Source organism: Pseudomonas sp. UFMG81, from assembly GCF_015354575.1.
GTDB lineage: Bacteria > Pseudomonadota > Gammaproteobacteria > Pseudomonadales > Pseudomonadaceae > Aquipseudomonas.
On record NZ_JACAFQ010000048.1, the window covers coordinates 1 to 16378 of the forward strand.

The 16378-nt window shown below is 62.8% G+C and carries 15 protein-coding genes; 3 read left to right on the forward strand and 12 right to left on the reverse strand.

The annotated features are described in order from the left end of the window. Positions 1 to 734 precede the first annotated feature (734 nt). The 9 genes from msrQ to mrcB form a co-directional block, all read right to left on the reverse strand. Positions 735 to 1346 (reverse strand): protein-methionine-sulfoxide reductase heme-binding subunit MsrQ, encoded by a 612-nt coding sequence (gene msrQ, locus IX761_RS24715; RefSeq protein ID WP_194792124.1) that lies wholly within the window; start codon positions 1344 to 1346, stop codon positions 735 to 737. After that, positions 1346 to 2359: a protein-methionine-sulfoxide reductase catalytic subunit MsrP gene (msrP, locus tag IX761_RS24720; protein WP_194792125.1), complete on the reverse strand. Its 1014-nt coding sequence runs from the start codon at positions 2357 to 2359 to the stop codon at positions 1346 to 1348. Before msrP ends, msrQ begins: the two co-directional genes overlap by 1 nt. 77 nt (positions 2360 to 2436) lie before the next feature. Beyond that, positions 2437 to 3288 carry a CDP-diacylglycerol--serine O-phosphatidyltransferase gene (gene pssA, locus IX761_RS24725; protein ID WP_194792126.1) on the reverse strand — a complete coding sequence of 284 codons (852 nt, stop codon included), beginning with the start codon at positions 3286 to 3288 and terminating at the stop codon, positions 2437 to 2439. Between the two features lie 151 nt (positions 3289 to 3439). Further along, positions 3440 to 4456, reverse strand: a complete 1017-nt coding sequence (gene ilvC, locus IX761_RS24730) for a ketol-acid reductoisomerase (RefSeq protein ID WP_003250043.1) — start codon at positions 4454 to 4456, stop codon at positions 3440 to 3442. Between the two features lie 54 nt (positions 4457 to 4510). Further along, the gene (ilvN, locus tag IX761_RS24735) at positions 4511 to 5002 is read right to left on the reverse strand and encodes an acetolactate synthase small subunit (protein WP_003250040.1); all 492 of its coding nucleotides are present in this window, start codon (positions 5000 to 5002) and stop codon (positions 4511 to 4513) included. A 1-nt stretch (position 5003) separates the two neighbouring features. Next, entirely contained in the window at positions 5004 to 6728 is a 1725-nt protein-coding gene (locus tag IX761_RS24740) for an acetolactate synthase 3 large subunit (RefSeq protein WP_194792127.1), read from the reverse strand. Positions 6729 to 7136: 408 nt separating this feature from the next. Then, positions 7137 to 7469: a YqcC family protein gene (locus tag IX761_RS24745; protein ID WP_194792128.1), complete on the reverse strand. Its 333-nt coding sequence runs from the start codon at positions 7467 to 7469 to the stop codon at positions 7137 to 7139. Further along, positions 7466 to 8245 (reverse strand): tetratricopeptide repeat protein, encoded by a 780-nt coding sequence (locus tag IX761_RS24750; protein WP_194792129.1) that lies wholly within the window; start codon positions 8243 to 8245, stop codon positions 7466 to 7468. Before IX761_RS24750 ends, IX761_RS24745 begins: the two co-directional genes overlap by 4 nt. A 26-nt stretch (positions 8246 to 8271) precedes the next feature. After that, complete coding sequence (mrcB, locus tag IX761_RS24755) at positions 8272 to 10593, reverse strand: penicillin-binding protein 1B (RefSeq protein ID WP_194792130.1); 2322 nt, start codon at positions 10591 to 10593, stop codon at positions 8272 to 8274. A gap of 117 nt (positions 10594 to 10710) precedes the next feature. Here mrcB and IX761_RS24760 point away from each other — a divergent pair, with 117 nt between their 5' ends. From IX761_RS24760 to IX761_RS24770, 3 genes are all read left to right on the forward strand, one after another. After that, positions 10711 to 12273, forward strand: a complete 1563-nt coding sequence (locus IX761_RS24760; RefSeq protein WP_194792131.1) for an AAA family ATPase — start codon at positions 10711 to 10713, stop codon at positions 12271 to 12273. Positions 12274 to 12373: 100 nt separating this feature from the next. Then, complete coding sequence (locus IX761_RS24765) at positions 12374 to 12721, forward strand: pentapeptide repeat-containing protein (protein ID WP_194792132.1); 348 nt, start codon at positions 12374 to 12376, stop codon at positions 12719 to 12721. A gap of 190 nt (positions 12722 to 12911) precedes the next feature. Then, a complete protein-coding gene (locus IX761_RS24770) occupies positions 12912 to 13193 on the forward strand; it encodes a TfoX/Sxy family protein (protein ID WP_194792133.1) in 282 nt (93 codons plus the stop codon). A 352-nt stretch (positions 13194 to 13545) separates the two neighbouring features. Here IX761_RS24770 and IX761_RS24775 read toward each other — a convergent pair whose 3' ends face one another. The 3 genes from IX761_RS24775 to IX761_RS24785 all read right to left on the reverse strand — a co-directional run bounded on the left by IX761_RS24775 (position 13546) and on the right by IX761_RS24785 (position 16344). Next, the gene (locus IX761_RS24775; protein WP_194792134.1) at positions 13546 to 14439 is read right to left on the reverse strand and encodes a ChaN family lipoprotein; all 894 of its coding nucleotides are present in this window, start codon (positions 14437 to 14439) and stop codon (positions 13546 to 13548) included. A gap of 154 nt (positions 14440 to 14593) precedes the next feature. Next, a complete protein-coding gene (locus tag IX761_RS24780) occupies positions 14594 to 15361 on the reverse strand; it encodes a heme ABC transporter ATP-binding protein (RefSeq protein ID WP_194792135.1) in 768 nt (255 codons plus the stop codon). Then, a complete protein-coding gene (locus IX761_RS24785) occupies positions 15361 to 16344 on the reverse strand; it encodes a FecCD family ABC transporter permease (RefSeq protein WP_194792149.1) in 984 nt (327 codons plus the stop codon). Before IX761_RS24785 ends, IX761_RS24780 begins: the two co-directional genes overlap by 1 nt. Positions 16345 to 16378: the final 34 nt, after the last annotated feature.

Below are 16378 nucleotides of genomic sequence, written 5' to 3' on the forward strand. Positions count from 1 at the left end.
TGTTAGGCCTGCTGTTAGGCCTGCCGCCAGCGTTCAATCTGAGCCATGATCAAACTCTTCAGTTCAATACTGCTTGGGTTTTTAAGAAACCCTAAACTTGGCTCAGCAATCTCAAATGACTATGTGATTTCTCGCATGGTCACTTGTGATGCTGATAATCTTTGTGACTATCAGTCCGTACTCACAAGCACCCACACGAATTGCTTGATTCAATTTGTTAAAGAGCGGTTGGCTTTAGCGTTTCGCTTCAGCCGAGGCGCGCATTCTACGCTTTCCTCATTTCGTGTCAAGCGTTTATTTTGAAGTTTTTCCCGAGAAACTCGTTTAGCTTCAAACACTTGACTCGCTGCGATCTCTCGTAGCGGGAGGCGAATCATACAGCGTTACAACCTGCTGTCAACCACCTTTTCACCGCTATCGATCATGAGACCGAAGCACTTCCGGATCTTTCGAATCGCTTAACTCGTTGATTCCCAAGGAGTTTCGCGTTCCGTTGTCGCTGGAAGTGGGGCGCATTATAAGGGGATCTGAAAGCGCGTCAACCTTATATTTCAAGAAATTGAAATATAAGGGGAAAAGACCGTGCAACGGCCGCCAGGGGCTTGCCACACCCCTTGCAGCGCCCATCAGATCGAGCGCCGCCCGCGCGGCGCTCGACTTCAAGGGCACTAGAAGAACAACGGCAAGCACCTCTCAAGACCAACACAACCTGAAGACAAGCCCCGAAGCCACCCTCAAGCCACCCTCCCCTTCGCTCGCCCCAACCGCGGCACCCGCCGCGCCACCGCCGGCACCCGCAACACCATCAGCAACGCCCCTACCCCCGCATAGACCGCCCACTCCTTCAGGTCCGAGCGCACGATCCACAAGAAATGCAGCAACCCCAACCCAAGAATCACATACACCAGCTTGTGCAGCTTCTTCCACCGCGCCCCCAGCCGCCGCTGACTGTAGCGATTGGAAGTAACCGCCAACGCCAACAACCCCAGGAACCCCAGCGCCCCGACAATGATGTACGGCCGCTTGCGCAACTCCACCCCCAACTGCCCCCAGTCCAGGCCCAGGATGAACACCATATAAGAAGTCATGTGCAGCACTATATAAGCAAAGCACCACAACCCCAGTTGGCGCCGTACCACGATCCAGCCCGGCCACCCCGTCAGCTTCTGCAGCGGCGTCATGCTCAAGGTGATCAACAGAAACACCAACGCCCCCAGCCCAAGCCGATCCACCAGGATCTTGCCCGGGTCAGGGTCAAGTTGCCCCGTCGCCGCCTGATACAACCACCAGGCCGGAACCAGGCAACCGACAATGAGGATCGCCAAACGCAACCAGGGATAGCGCATCAATAGTTCTTCCGCAGATCCAGCCCGCCATACAGCGACGCCACTTCGTCAGCGTAGCCATTGAACATCAGCGTCTCGCGCACATTGGGGCTGAACAGCCCACTGGGCAGGCGCCGCTCCCGGGCCTGGGTCCAGCGCGGGTGGTCGACCGTCGGGTTGACGTTGGCATAGAAACCGTACTCATCCGGCGCCAACCCCTGCCAGGTCGTGCGCGGTTGCTCCGCAACCAGGCTGATACGCACGATCGACTTGATACTCTTGAAGCCATACTTCCACGGCACCACCAGGCGTAGCGGTGCTCCGTTCTGATTGGCCAGCTCCCGGCCATACATACCCACCGCAAGGATCGCCAGCGGGTTCATTGCCTCATCCAGGCGCAAACCTTCCACATAGGGCCAGTCGATCAGTGCAAAGCCCGAGCGCTGCCCAGGCATGCTTTTCGGATCCTGCAGGGTCTCGAAGCGAACATAGCGCGCCTTCGAAGTGGGCTCGACCTGCTTGAGCACCTCGGCCAACGGAAAGCCCAGCCACGGAATGACCATCGACCACGCCTCCACGCAGCGCAGGCGATAGATACGCTCTTCCAGCTGATAAGGTTTGACGAAGTCTTCCAGCGCATAGCGCCCCGGCTTGGCCACCTCGCCATCGACCACCAGGCTCCATGGTTCGGTCTTCAGGCTGCCGGCATTGGCCGCCGGGTCGCCTTTGTCAGGCCCGAACTCATAGAAGTTGTTGTAGTGGGTGGCATCCTTGAACGGCGTGATCGCCTCATCTTTCACCGTGACTGCCTGCCATTTGGTGGCGCCCAGCTTGTCGGCGAACCATGTCGGCGCCGAGCCGGCTGCCGCATCGGCATAGCGCGAAGGCTCTGCAGCCGCCCCCATGCGCGGCAATGCGCCCAGGGCCAAGCCGGCAAAGGTGCCACCTAGCATGCTGCGACGGGAAAGGTAGATTGCTTCGGGGGTGATCTGTGCCGACGTGCAGTCGGAAGACCGGGGGAGTTTGATGAGCATGACGGCTCCACAGTGCGGGTAACTGATGTACCCGTAAGACTATGGAGCCGGCAGGTTATTCCACGATTAAATCGTGGTCAGGCTTTGCGCCGACGACCACGCAGCAGGTACTGCAGTGGCCCGGAAATCGCGTAACCAAGGAAGATCAGCAGCAGGATGCGGGGTGGGTCGCTGAAGACCACGGCGAACACCAGCACCACGGCCAGGATCGCAACGAACGGGACGCGCCCTTTCAGGTCCAGCTCCTTGAAGCTGTTGTACTTGATATTGCTGACCATCAGCATGCCGGCGGCCGCCACCAGCAGGGCCACCAGGAACGACAGCTTGCTGCCCTGGATACCGTAGTCGCTGAACGCCCATACGGTACCGGCCACCACACCTGCCGCAGCCGGGCTGGCCAGGCCGATGAAGTAGCGCTTGTCGGCGGTGCCGACCTGGGTGTTGAAACGCGCCAGGCGCAAGGCCGCACCCGCTACATAGATGAAGGCCACCATCCAGCCGACCTTGCCCATGTCACCCAGCGCCCAGCCGAAGGCCAGCAGTGCCGGCGCCACACCGAAGGCGACCATGTCCGACAACGAGTCGTACTCGGCACCGAAGGCGCTTTGCGTATTGGTCATGCGTGCCACGCGGCCATCGAGGCTGTCCAGCACCATGGCGACGAAGATCGCAATGGCGGCGAAGGCGAAATACTTGCTCGCCTCGCGCGGGTCGCCAGCGCTCAGGGCGCTTTGTGCGCTCATCGAACTGATGATGGAATAGAAACCGGCGAACAGGTTGGCGGTGGTGAACAGGTTGGGCAACAGGTAGATGCCGCGGTGACGGACCTTGCGCCCTTCAGCGTCATGCCCTTCTTCGACATGCTCATCGATCGGTAGCAGGCTTTCGGCGTCGGAGGGCTTGTTCGGCTCTTCGGGACGTTCGCTCATGAAAAGTACCTTGCAACTGGGTGGAATATGTTCGACACGGGCCCGCGAAATGGGTTCTGACGGCGGGCCACTGGTCGCTTTATACCAGAAGCGGGCCGCGCAAACGAAAAAACGCGGCCGAAGCCGCGTTTTTCATTCAGCAAAACAAGACTTAGTTCTTGGTCTTGTCGACGATCTTGTTGGCCGAGATCCAAGGCATCATCGAACGCAGTTGCTCGCCGATGATCTCGATGCCGTGGGCAGCGTTGTTACGACGCTTGGCGGTCATCGATGGGTAGTTGGTGGCACCTTCGCTGATGAACATCTTCGCGTACTCGCCGTCCTGGATGCGCTTCAGAGCGTTGCGCATGGCCTTGCGGGATTCTTCGTTGATGACTTCAGGGCCGGTGACGTACTCACCGTACTCGGCGTTGTTGGAGATCGAGTAGTTCATGTTGGCGATACCGCCTTCGTACATGAGGTCAACGATCAGCTTCAGCTCGTGCAGGCACTCGAAGTAGGCCATTTCCGGGGCGTAGCCCGCTTCGACCAGGGTTTCGAAACCGGCCTTGACCAGCTCGACGGTACCGCCGCACAGAACGGCCTGCTCACCGAACAGGTCGGTTTCGGTCTCGTCCTTGAAGGTGGTTTCGATGATGCCGGTACGGCCGCCACCCACGCCCGAGGCGTAGGACAGGGCGACGTTCTTGGCGTTGCCGGAAGCGTCCTGGTAGATGGCGATCAAGTCAGGGATGCCGCCGCCTTTGACGAACTCGGAGCGAACGGTGTGGCCCGGGGCCTTCGGCGCGATCATGATCACGTCGAGGTCGGCACGCGGAACGACCTGGTTGTAGTGGATCGAGAAGCCGTGGGAGAAGGCCAGGGTGGCGCCCTTCTTGATGTTCGGCTCGATCTCGTTCTTGTACAGAGCGCCCTGGAACTCGTCCGGGGTCAGGATCATGACCAGGTCGGCGGCAGCGACGGCGGTAGCTACGTCGGCGACTTTCAGGCCGTGGGCTTCAGCCTTGGCAACGGTGGCCGAGCCTTTACGCAGACCGACGGTAACGTCTACACCGGAGTCCTTCAGGTTGCACGCCTGGGCGTGGCCTTGCGAACCGTAACCGATGATGGCGACTTTCTTACCCTGGATGATGGAAAGGTCGCAGTCTTTATCGTAGAAAACTTTCATGAAATACCCCTGGTTATATCTCGGCCCCTGCGGAGCCATCGCTAATTTTTGAAGTTAGATGCTGAGCACTTTGTCGCCACGGGCAATGCCGGTGACGCCGCTGCGCACGGTTTCGAGAATCGATGCGGTGCCGATGGCCTGGATGAAGCTGTCCAGTTTGTCGCTGGTGCCGCTCAGCTGCACGGTGTACACGCTGGCGGTCACATCGACGATCTGGCCACGGAAGATATCCGTGGTGCGCTTGATCTCGGCGCGCTGGGCACCGGTGGCCTTGACCTTGACCAGCATCAGTTCACGCTCGATGTGAGCGCTTTCCGACAGGTCGACGAGCTTGACCACTTCGACCAGCTTGTTCAGGTTCTTGGTGATCTGCTCGATCACTTCGTCATGGCCAACGGTGGTCAGCGTCAGACGCGACAAGGTCGGGTCTTCGGTTGGCGCCACGGTCAGGCTTTCAATGTTGTAGTTGCGCTGGGAGAACAGGCCGACCACGCGGGACAAAGCACCGGGTTCGTTTTCCAGCAGCAGGGAGATGATGTGCCGCATATCAGGTACGCTCCGTCTTGCTCAGCCACATGTCACGCATCGAGCCATCCTTGATCTGCATCGGATAGACGTGCTCGGTGCGGTCGACCGCGATGTCGATGAACACCAGGCGGTCCTTCATCGCGAAAGCCTCTTCCAGTTTCGGCTTGAGGTCTTTCAGGCTGGTGATGCGGATACCCACATGGCCATAGGCCTCGGCCAGCTTGACGAAGTCCGGCAGCGACTCGACATAGGAGTGCGAGTGGCGACCGTTGTAGGCCATGTCCTGCCATTGGCGGACCATGCCCAACACACCGTTGTTCAGGTTGACGATCTTCACCGGCAGGCCGTACTGCATGCAGGTGGACAGCTCCTGGATGTTCATCTGGATGCTGCCTTCGCCAGTGACGCAGGCCACATCCTGGTCCGGGAAGTTGAGCTTGATGCCCATGGCCGCCGGGAAACCGAAGCCCATGGTGCCCAGGCCACCGGAGTTGATCCAGCGGTTGGGTTTGTTGAAGCGGTAGTACTGCGCCGCGAACATCTGGTGCTGGCCCACGTCGGAGGTGACGAAGGCATCGCCCTGGGTCACTTCGCACAGGGTCTCGATCACCTGCTGCGGCTTGATGATGTTGCCGTCGCCCTTGTCGTAGGGGAACAGGTCGCCGTCACCACGCCATTCGTCGATCTGCTTCCACCAGGCATCCAGCGCCGCCTTGTCTGGCTGCTCGCCGATTTCCTTGAGGATGCCCAGCATTTCGTTGAGCACACTGTCGACCGGGCCGACGATCGGGACGTCTGCCTTGATCAGCTTCGAGATCGACGCCGGGTCGATGTCGATGTGGATGATCTTGGCATTCGGGCAGAACTTCGCCGGGCCATTGACCACACGGTCGTCGAAACGCGCACCGACGGCGAAGATCACGTCAGCGTGGTGCATGGCCATGTTGGCGGTGTAGCTGCCGTGCATGCCGAGCATGCCGATGAACTGGCGGTCGGTGCCCGGGAAGCCGCCGAGGCCCATGAGCGTGTTGGTGACCGGCAGGTTCAGCGACTTGGCGATTTCGGTGAGGGCTTCGGAGCCACCACCAAGAATGACGCCACCACCGGAGTAGACGATCGGACGCTTGGCCGCCAGGAGCATTTCGGCCGCCTTGCGGATCTGGCCGGAATGACCACGTACAGCCGGGCTATACGAACGCAGCTTGACCTTTTTCGGGTAGATGTACTCGAACTTCTCAGCCGGGTTGGTCATATCTTTTGGAATGTCGACCACCACCGGACCAGGACGGCCGGACTGCGCCAGATAGAAGGCTTTTTTCAGAACTTCAGGGATTTCCGAAGCGTGCTTGACCATGAAGCTGTGCTTCACGATCGGCCGGGAGATACCGATCATGTCGGTTTCCTGGAACGCATCGGTGCCGACCATGGTGCTGGGCACCTGGCCAGACAGGATGACCATCGGAATGGAATCCATGTAGGCGGTGGCAATGCCGGTGATGGCATTGGTCGCGCCGGGGCCGGAAGTCACCAGCACCACGCCGGCCTTGCCGGTGGCACGGGCGTAACCGTCCGCCATATGGGTGGCAGCCTGTTCGTGACGGACCAGGATGTGCTCGACTTCCGGTTCCTTGAACAAAGCATCGTAAACATGAAGGAGAGCACCGCCAGGGTACCCGTAGATGTGCTTAACGCCCTCGTCACGCAAGAAGCGGACGACCATCTCAGCGCCAGATAAAAGCTCCACGTTGTTCACCTCTAAAACGCCAGAATACCGCCCTCACTGGGCGGGTCTTAATAGGTTTACTGCCAAGCAGAGCATGAGCGAACGTCAGCACTGACTGAGCAAGTATTGGGAATGCCCTTCTAATGTTTCGGGCTTTCCCACCCAGCGCGAGGTAACGCGTTGCGGGGTGTTACAAGTCGGCGCGGGTGTGCGCCTCATGATCTGCTTAGCGGGTCTGCTTCTGGCAGTCCCTCTACAGCGGAATCTGGATTCTTGTGATTCGGCGCGCACAAGTCAAGAAAAATTATTGCCAATTTTTCCGCAAGATGAATCACTGCCACCACTAAAAACGCACCCAGCAGCAGAACTAGGAAGATTTCCACAAAAAAGGGCCACAATCTGCGGCCCTTATCGGAAAAAGAGAAGAAATCAGGCGGAAGGCGCGATCAATTGATCGAACTCTGCCAACAGGCGCCGTAGCTCGCGGCTTTGTTCCGGGCGGTCGACGAACACCGTCTCGGCCATCACCAGAATGCCCGAAGCATTGGGCAGCGGATGCCCATGCTCGAGAATCAGCTTCATGCGTGGCAGGAAGATCCACTGCAGCCACTGCTCGAAGCTCATGCTGTCCACCGCGAATGGCACCACGCTGGCCAGCGCCTCGGCGCTGGGCGCGGCATCGTCCCACCAGCCCTGCACCCTGAGCTCGTGCTCGATCAGCAGCAGGTGGTCGGCGATATCGAGAATGCGTGGTTCCATCACAGGTTGACCCGTGCCTTCTGCCGCGCCAGGGCGGCACCGGCGCTGTCACCCTGTTTCTCGCGAGCCTGGGCGATGGTGTTCCACAACTGCGCTTGCAGGTCCGGGCGGCCGTTGGCGTAAGTCAGCGCGCGACGAGCCAGTTGCTCGGACTGCGCGGCGTCGCCTTGCGACAGACGCACCTGGGCCAGGCGGAACAGCACCTGCGGCTCACGCGGGGCGATGCGCTGGGCACGCTCCAGGCTCGACGCGGCGCCGTTGAAGTCACCGCTACCCTGCTGTTGCTGGGCGGTGGTCAGCAGCGCCAGTACCGGGCCGTCGAGTTGCTCGTCGGCAGACAGGCCACCGCTGGACGCATTGCCGCGCGGGATGCCGGTCGGCGCGCTAGTGGCCGGCGTCGGGTTGCTCATCGAAGCGATGTCGAACGGCTCATCGGCGATCGGGTTGGGGTTGGTGGTGATCGGGCCACTGCTTACCGGGCCCGGGGTGATCGGGCCGGTGCTGATCGGCGTGATGCTGCCGCCGGCCGGGACCGACTGGATCGGCGCGCCACCGGTCCCCTGCGGGATCATCACGGTCACGCCGGAATCCTCGGGTAGCGCCTGGGCCTGGCTGCTGCCACCGCTGGTCGGGTACGCCGACGTGCGATTGGCTGTAACGCGCTCGCTGTTGGAGACCCGGGTACTCGAATCGACCACCGGAATGTTGCCACGCGGGACGCTGGCACAACCGTGCAGCACGCTCACTGCCGCCAGGGCAGGTATCCACCACTTGTTCACTTCACACCCTCTTCAGAAGCTCGTGCTCAATTCATCCAGCCCTTGACCCAGTCCATCACGGATTCGGCCGGGTTCTGCTCGCCACCACAGGTGGCGCCAGCGGCTGGTTCACTGCCGCGAATATACGGCATCTGCACCGCTCCCGGACAGCTGCCGTCGGAACCATGGCCGCTGTACGGGTCGATCCAGGCTTGCACCACGTTGTCCGGTTGCGGCATGTCCAGCGGCAGCGGGTCGGCCTTCTTCATGAAGCTGGTCCACACCTGCAGCGCACCGGTGGCACCGGTGAACGGTGTCTTGCCGTTGTCGTCGCGGCCCAGCCAGACCACCGCCAGCAGGTCCTGGCTGAAACCAGAGAACCAGCTGTCGCGCGAATCGTTACTGGTGCCGGTCTTGCCCGCCAGCGTCAGCGAGCTGGGCAGCTGACTGTACACCGAACGGCCGGTGCCCTCGCGCATCACCCGCTGCATGGCGTTCTGCACCAGATAGATGGCGCCCGGGTCGAAAGTCTGCTGGATCTGGAACGGGTAGCGCTTGAGCGGCTCGCCTTCGGCGGTGAGCACGCTGCGGATACCGCGCATCGGCGTGTTGAAGCCGCCGTTGGCGATGGTCTGGTACATGGTCGCCACCTGCATCGGCGACATGCCGCCGGCGCCCAGCAGCATCGACGGGAACGCCGGCCAGTCGACCTGCACACCCAGGCGGCCGATGGTCTTGATCACGTTCGGCACGCCCACTTCCAGGCCGAGCTTGGCGGTGGACAGGTTGTAGGAGTTCGCCAGCCCCTGGTACAGGTAAATGGTGCCGTGGGGGCGACGGTCATAGTTCTGCGGGCGCCACACTTGGCCATTGGCGCCTTTGACCGAGAACGGCTCGTCCTGCACCCAGCTGGTCAGGGTGTACTTGCTCGGCTGCTCCAGCGCGGTGAGATAGACCGCCGGCTTGACCAGCGAGCCGATCGGCCGCACGGCGTCGATGGCGCGGTTGAAACCGGCAAAGCCCGACTGGCGGCTGCCGATCAAGGCCTGGATCTCACCGGTTTCCGGGTTGGAGACCACCATCGCCGACTCGACGTCGTCCGAGCCCTTGCGCCCGGCCAGGCGCTTGAAGGTCTCGCTCATGGCGGTCTCGGCCTTCATCTGAAGGATCGGGTCGAAGCTGGTGAAGATGCGCAGGCCTTCTTCGGTCAAGTCTTCGTCGCGGTAGTCCTGACGCAGCTGACGCTTGACCAGGTCGAGGAACGCCGGGAACGAGCTGTCGGCCAGGCTGCCGCGCTTGGTCACGCCCAATGGCATCTTCTTCGCCGCGTCCACCACGTCCTGGCCGACCACACCCTGCTCGGCCAGCAGGTCGAGCACCAGGTTACGGCGCTGCAAGGCACGTTCCGGGTAGCGACGCGGGTTGTAGTAGGACGGGCCCTTGACCATACCCACCAGCAAGGCGATCTGGTGCAGCTTGAGCTCTTGCAGCGGCTGGCTGAAGAAGAACTGGCTGGCCAGCCCGAAACCATGCACGGCGCGCTGGCCGTCCTGGCCGACGAACACTTCGTTGAGGTAGGCCTCGAGGATTTCGCGCTTGTCGTAGTGCATTTCCAGCAGCACGGCCATCATCGCCTCGGTCAGCTTGCGGCTGAGGCTGCGCTCGTTGGTGAGGAAGAAGTTCTTCACCAGCTGCTGGGTCAGGGTACTGCCGCCCTGGCGCATGGCACCGGCCGAGGTGTTGACCCAGACGGCGCGGGCGATGGACTTGGGCGACACGCCGAAGTGGCTGTAGAAGTCGCGGTCTTCGGTGGCGATCAGGGTTTCCAGCAGGTACGGCGGCACCTGGTCGATCTTGATCAGGATGCGGTCTTCGAGGTTCTTGGGGTAGATACCGCCGATCATCAGCGGCTCCAGGCGCACCACGTCGAGCTTGCCGCCGTTGGCGCCACTGAGCCCCGCGACATAGTCGCCGGAGAAGCGCACCCGCACGAACTGCGCCGGCTCCATCCCCTCATAGAACTGGAAGCCACGGGTGTTGATGTCGATGCTGTTGCCGTTGACCGACGCCGCACCCGGGCCGTTGGCCGCGCTTTCGCGGCGGTAACCCAGGGCGTCGAGTTCGGTGAGGAAGTCGTTGCGGCTGAGCTTCTGGCCGACGAACAGCTCCAGCGGCCGGGCATACACCTTGGCCGGGATGGTCCAGCGCTTGCCGGAAAACTTCTCCTGGACAGTGGCGTCGAGGTAGACCGCGAAGCCGGCGATCACGACCAGGCCGACCAAGCTGAGCTTGATCGCCCAACCCAACCAGGCGCGCGCGCGGCTGGTTGGCTGTTTTTTAGGGGAGCGGGAAGTTCGGGTACGAGTCATGGCGGCGGATTATACGCACTTTCAAAAGAGGGGGCAGGCGCCCACGGGCGGTTTGCAGGATCGGCACCATTGACCATAATGGCGCCTTCAAATTCCCTGACCTCGAAAGGATCCCTCGTGAGCCAAGCCCTGATCAACGCGCTGCAGAACCCTGCGCTCTATCCGCACCCCGTTGAGGGCTTCCAGCTCATCGAGACGCATATCTCCTGGGTCCTGCTCACCGGCGAGTTCGCCTACAAGATCAAGAAACCGATGAACTTCGGCTTCCTCGACTTCACCGGCCTGGACCAGCGCGGGCATTTCTGCAACGAAGAGTTGCGCCTGAACCAGCGCCTCACCGACGGCCTGTACCTGGAAGTGCTGCCGATCACCGGCACTGCCGAAGCGCCGCAGATCGGCGGTGAAGGCCCGGCGATCGAATACGCCCTGAAGATGCGCCAGTTCCCCCAGGGCCAGATGCTCAGCACCCTGCAAGCCAACGGTGAGTTGAACGCCGAGCACATCGACCAGATGGCCCGGCAGATCGCCGAGTTCCACCTGCAGGCACCGAAGGTGTCGGTCGAGCACCCGCTGGGCACCCCGGACGCCGTGATGGCACCGGTGGAGCAGAACTTCGAGCAGATCCGCCCATTCCTCAGCGACAAGGCCGACTTGCAACAGCTGGACGCCCTGCAAGCCTGGGCCCAGGACAGCTTCAAGCGTCTGCACGGCCTGCTCGAGGCACGCAAGGCCGACGGTTTCATCCGCGAATGCCACGGTGACATCCACCTGGGCAACGCCACCCTGATCGACGGCAAGGTGGTGATCTTCGACTGCATCGAGTTCAACGAACCGTTCCGCCTCACCGACGTCTATGCCGACGTCGGCTTCCTCGCCATGGACCTCGAAGACCGTGGCCTCAAATGCCTGTCGCGCCGTTTCATCAGCCAGTACCTGGAGCTGACCGGCGACTACCAAGGCCTGGAACTGCTGAATTTCTACAAGGCCTACCGCGCCCTGGTACGGGCCAAGGTCGCGTTGTTCAGCATGCCGGCCGACGCCGATGGCGTGCAGCGCGCCACCACCCTGCGCACCTACCGCAACTACGCCAACCTCGCCGAAAGCTACAGCGCCATCCCCACGCGCCTGCTGGCTATCACCCAGGGCGTCTCGGCCGTGGGCAAGAGCCACGTGGCGATGCGCCTGGTCGAAGCGCTGGGGGCGATCCGTGTGCGTTCCGATGTCGAGCGCAAGCGCCTGTTCGGCGAACAGCAGCAGGCCGATGCCGGAAAGTTGCAAGCGGGCATCTATGGCAGCGATGCCAGCGCCGCCACCTACCAACGCTTGCATCAACTGGCACAGATCATCCTGCGCGCCGGCTTCCCGGTCGTGCTCGACGCCACCTACCTCAAGCATGCGCAGCGCAAGGCCGCAGCCGAAGTCGCCAGCGACACTGGCGTGCCCTTCCTGATCCTCGACTGCCAGGCCCCCGACGCCGTGATCGCCAGTTGGCTGGAACAGCGCCAGGCGGAACAGCTCGACCCGTCGGACGCCACCCTGGAGGTGATCAAGGCTCAGCAGGCCAGCCGCGAACCGCTGGATGCCGAGGAGCAGAAACACGCCAAGCACGTGAACACCCATGAAAGCGCCAGCATGGACCAGCTGATCGAACAGATCCGCCAGCACCTGCCCGGCCTTTGACCCGCCAGGCGTGAAGCAGTCGACAGTTCACGCCTGAAGTCCGGCGCCTCTCCAGTGATGGCATTACAGTATCATCACACCCCACGGAGGAGGCGCCGCCATGAATCAACCCCGTCAGCTGGACAACGTCCTGTACACGATGGTCCGCGACGAGAAGATCGCGGCCTTCAACCGCGAAAAGCCCACCGACACCCCCATCGACTTTCGCGGCGGCGATTTCCGCGGCCTCGACCTGCGTGACCTGGACGTGCGCGGCATCGACTTCACCGACGCCTATTTCCGCGCCGCCGACCTGCGCGGGCTCGACCTGCGGAACAACGGCCTGGAGGGGGCGAGCCTTGCCCATGCGCAGATTTCCGGGACCTATTTCCCCAACGAGCTGAGTGCCGACGAGATCCTCATGTCGGTGAAGTACGGCACACGGCTGCGCTACCGCACTGCCCGCTGAGCACAGGTGGCCTGCCAAACACTGTGGGAGCGGGTGAACCCGCTCCCGCAGACACCGCGCGCCCCCGCGCCTCAGCCCCTTGTCGGCCCAGATGGCAAAAGGCCGCGTAATTGCGAACCCCCGCTACACTCCTCTCTGACCTGCTCGCGATTTATCCCCACGTCCCGTTCAGCCATCGCAAGGAGGCTCGATGAACGATGAATTGCAGCACCTGAAAAACCTTGGCAAGACCTCCGCGCAATGGCTGCACGCCGTGGGCATCCACAGTGCATCGGACCTTCGCCGCCTCGGCGCGGTGGGGGCCTATCAAGCCGTGAGAACGCGAGGATTCCGGGCTTCCAAGGTGTTGTTGTACGCCATCGAAGGCGCCCTGCTGGACATGCACTGGAACGACCTGCCGGTGGAACGCAAAGAAGCACTGAACCAGCAACTCGACGCCAAGTGCCAGCCGCAGAAGATCGAAAATAAATGATGGGAAGGTGTTGACGTAGAAATGAGAATCGTTATGATTATCACAACTGGTCGCGAGACTGGTTGGATAACCTGAAAGGTCCCTGGTTCGGACGCTCAGATTATCTCCTCATCAGGCTAATCACGGTTATTGACCCGCCAATTTGGCGGGTCTTTTTTTTGCCTGTGATTGTGCCTACCTTGCGCTGGTTTCTGTAGGAGCGGCCTTGTGTCGCGAAAGGGCCGCAAAGCGGCCCCGGCGATCGCTTGTGCCACACAAATCGCTGGGGCTGCGTTACAGCCCGTCGCGACACAAGGCCGCTCCTACAGAGGACGCGCAAGCCCCAGAGGGAGCCGGCTTACCGGCGATGCGGTCAATGCCCCTTGCGCAACTGCGCGCAATAATCCTGCTCAGGCAATGCCGCCGTGTACCAGACGAAGTCGGCCATGCCCGGTTCGACCACCTCCCCCACCTCCGTCAACAGCAGTACCTTGCTCGTCCCCTGGGCGCCCAGGTCGGCCAGGTGCAACGGCACCCCCAAATCCTTGCGCACGTGATAACTGCCCGCGAACAACAGCGCCGGTTGCGGCGCGCTCAATAAGCGCTCGGCCATACGCCGGTCGCGCTGCTGCTGCACGGCAAGCATGGCCGGCAATTGGCTTGGCGGCAGCAGGTCGCAGTGCCCAGCACGCACCTGTTCGGTCAGTGCCTTCACCACCTCAGGGGCATTGGAACGCTCGCCGCTCGGGCTGGACGGGTGACGGTAGGCCTGGCGTATCTCGTCCGGTGACAGGTTGGCGGCCAGCAAGGGATAGGGCCGGCCCAGCGCTTCGCGGACGATCGGCCCGTACTGCGCCCAATCCCAGCCCGCCTGCCAAGCCAGGGCCTTGGGCAGATCAGCCGGCAGCGGCGAGGACTGTTTCAGCCCATCGACCAGCGCTTGCTGTTGGGGCTGGAGCATTTCCAGCAACAAGCTGCCTTGCGGGCGACGGCTCTGCATGACGCGCAGCAGCCAGAGCTGCAGCGCGTGGTGGTCCGGGTTGTCATGCTTTTCACCCACCAGCACCCGTGGCGCATCGGCCAGGCGCTGGACCAACTGCTCGGGGCTGAGCACCTGCCCACTGCCGACGTCCACGATCCGCCCCAGCTGCGCATCATCACGCCCCTGGCTGGACTGCCAGGCCGGCAACGGCGGCAGGCTGGCCTGGCAGGCGCCCAACGTCAGCGCCAGGCAAACCGTCAGCAAGAACGACACTGGGTGACCCATGATCGAGCTCCTAGGGTTTGTACGAAAAGTCGCCGAGCGACGATCAGGCAAGGCGAAAACAGGCGAGGAAGCGGAGTTTACGGGTTGTAAATGAGCATTCCGAGCCTGTTTTCAACGCAGCATGATCGTCGCGCAGGCACTTTTCGTACAAAGCCTAGCGAATGATGATCAGCGGGTGGCCACGCTCCGGATGCGCCTGCACCAGCACGTCGATACCGAACACCGCCTTGAGCGCCGCCGGGGACAGCACCTGCCCCGGCGTACCCAGGGCATGGCAGCGACCCTGCTCCAGCAACAGGATATGGTCACAGTAGCGTGCCGCCAGGTTCAGGTCGTGCAGGATCACCAGCACCGCAGCACCCCGGTCGGCGAAACTGCGCACGGCCTGCAAAGTGGTGTGCTGGTGCAGCGGGTCGAGTGCCGAGGTGGGCTCGTCGAGCAGTAACGTACACCCTGCCTCGCCCGGCCACAGCTGGGCCAGCACCCGCGCCAGGTGCACGCGCTGACGCTCGCCGCCGGACAGCGCCAGGTAGCTGCGCTCGACCAGGTGCAGGGCATCCGCCGCCTCCAGCGCGGCCACCACGATCTCGCGGTCGCGCTGCCGGCCGCTGTCATGGGGCAACCGGCCCATGCCGACCACTTCCTCGACATTGAACGCAAAGCCCAGGCTGGACGCCTGTGGCAACACCGCCAGGCGGCGGGCACGTTCCTGGCCGGGCCAGTCGCCCAGCGCCCGCCCGTCCAACCGCACGCGCCCCGCCGTCGGCATCAGCTCGCCGCACAGCGCGCCCAGCAGGCTGCTCTTGCCGGCGCCGTTGGGGCCAAGCACACCCAGCACCCGCCCCGGCTCCAGGCACAGGCTGATATCACGCAAAACCTCGCTACCGCCACGGGTGAGATGAAGTCCTTCGACATCCAGCATCAGCTGCGCCCCCGCACCAGCAAGAACAGGAAGAATGGCGCACCGATGAAGGCGGTGACGATCCCGATCGGCAGTTCGGCCGGCGCCAGCGCCAAGCGGGCGACCAGGTCGGCGAACAGCAACAGTGTGCCGCCGGCCAGCAGCGAGGCCGGCAGCAGCACACGGTGATCCGGCCCCGCCAACAAACGCACCAGGTGCGGCACCACCAGCCCGATGAAGCCGATCAGGCCCGCGGCGGCCACCGCGGCGCCGACACCCAGCGCGGTGCACAGCACCAGCTCACGCTTGAGCGCTTCCACGTCGATGCCCAGGTGACGGGCTTCCGACTCCCCCAGCAACAGGGCATTGAGTGCCTGCGCGCGGCGCGGCAACCACAGTGCCACCGCCGCAGCCACCAGCAGCAGCGGCCACAGCCGCTCGTAACTGGCGCCATTGAGGCTGCCGAGGTTCCAGAAAGTCAGGGTGCGCAACGTGGCGTCATCGGCCAGGTAGGTGAACAGGCCCACCGCCGACCCGCCCAGCGCGGTCATGGCGATCCCGGCCAGGAGCATGGTTGCGACATTGGTCTGCCCGTCACGCCGGCCCAGGCGATAGACCATCGCCGTCACCCCCAGGCCACCGACGAAGGCGCACAACGACAGCAGATAAGGCGCGAACCATTCGGGGATGCCGCCCAGCCAACTCCCCCCGACGATCGCCACCGCAGCCCCCAGCGCCGCGCCACTGGCCACCCCCACCAACCCCGGATCAGCGAGCGGGTTGCGAAACAGCCCCTGCATCGCCACCCCGGACAGCGCCAGCACCGCGCCCACCGCCAACCCCAGCAGGGTGCGTGGCAAGCGTATCTGGCCAAGGATCATTTCGGCCTGCTCCAACCCGTCACCCGCGACCGGGATACCCACCAGTCGCATGCCGGCCCTCAGCGTGTCGAGCAACGGCAGGCTGACCGGCCCCAGCGCCAACGACAGCCACACCGCCAGCAAGCACAACAGCGCCAGGCCAATGAACAGTGTGCGC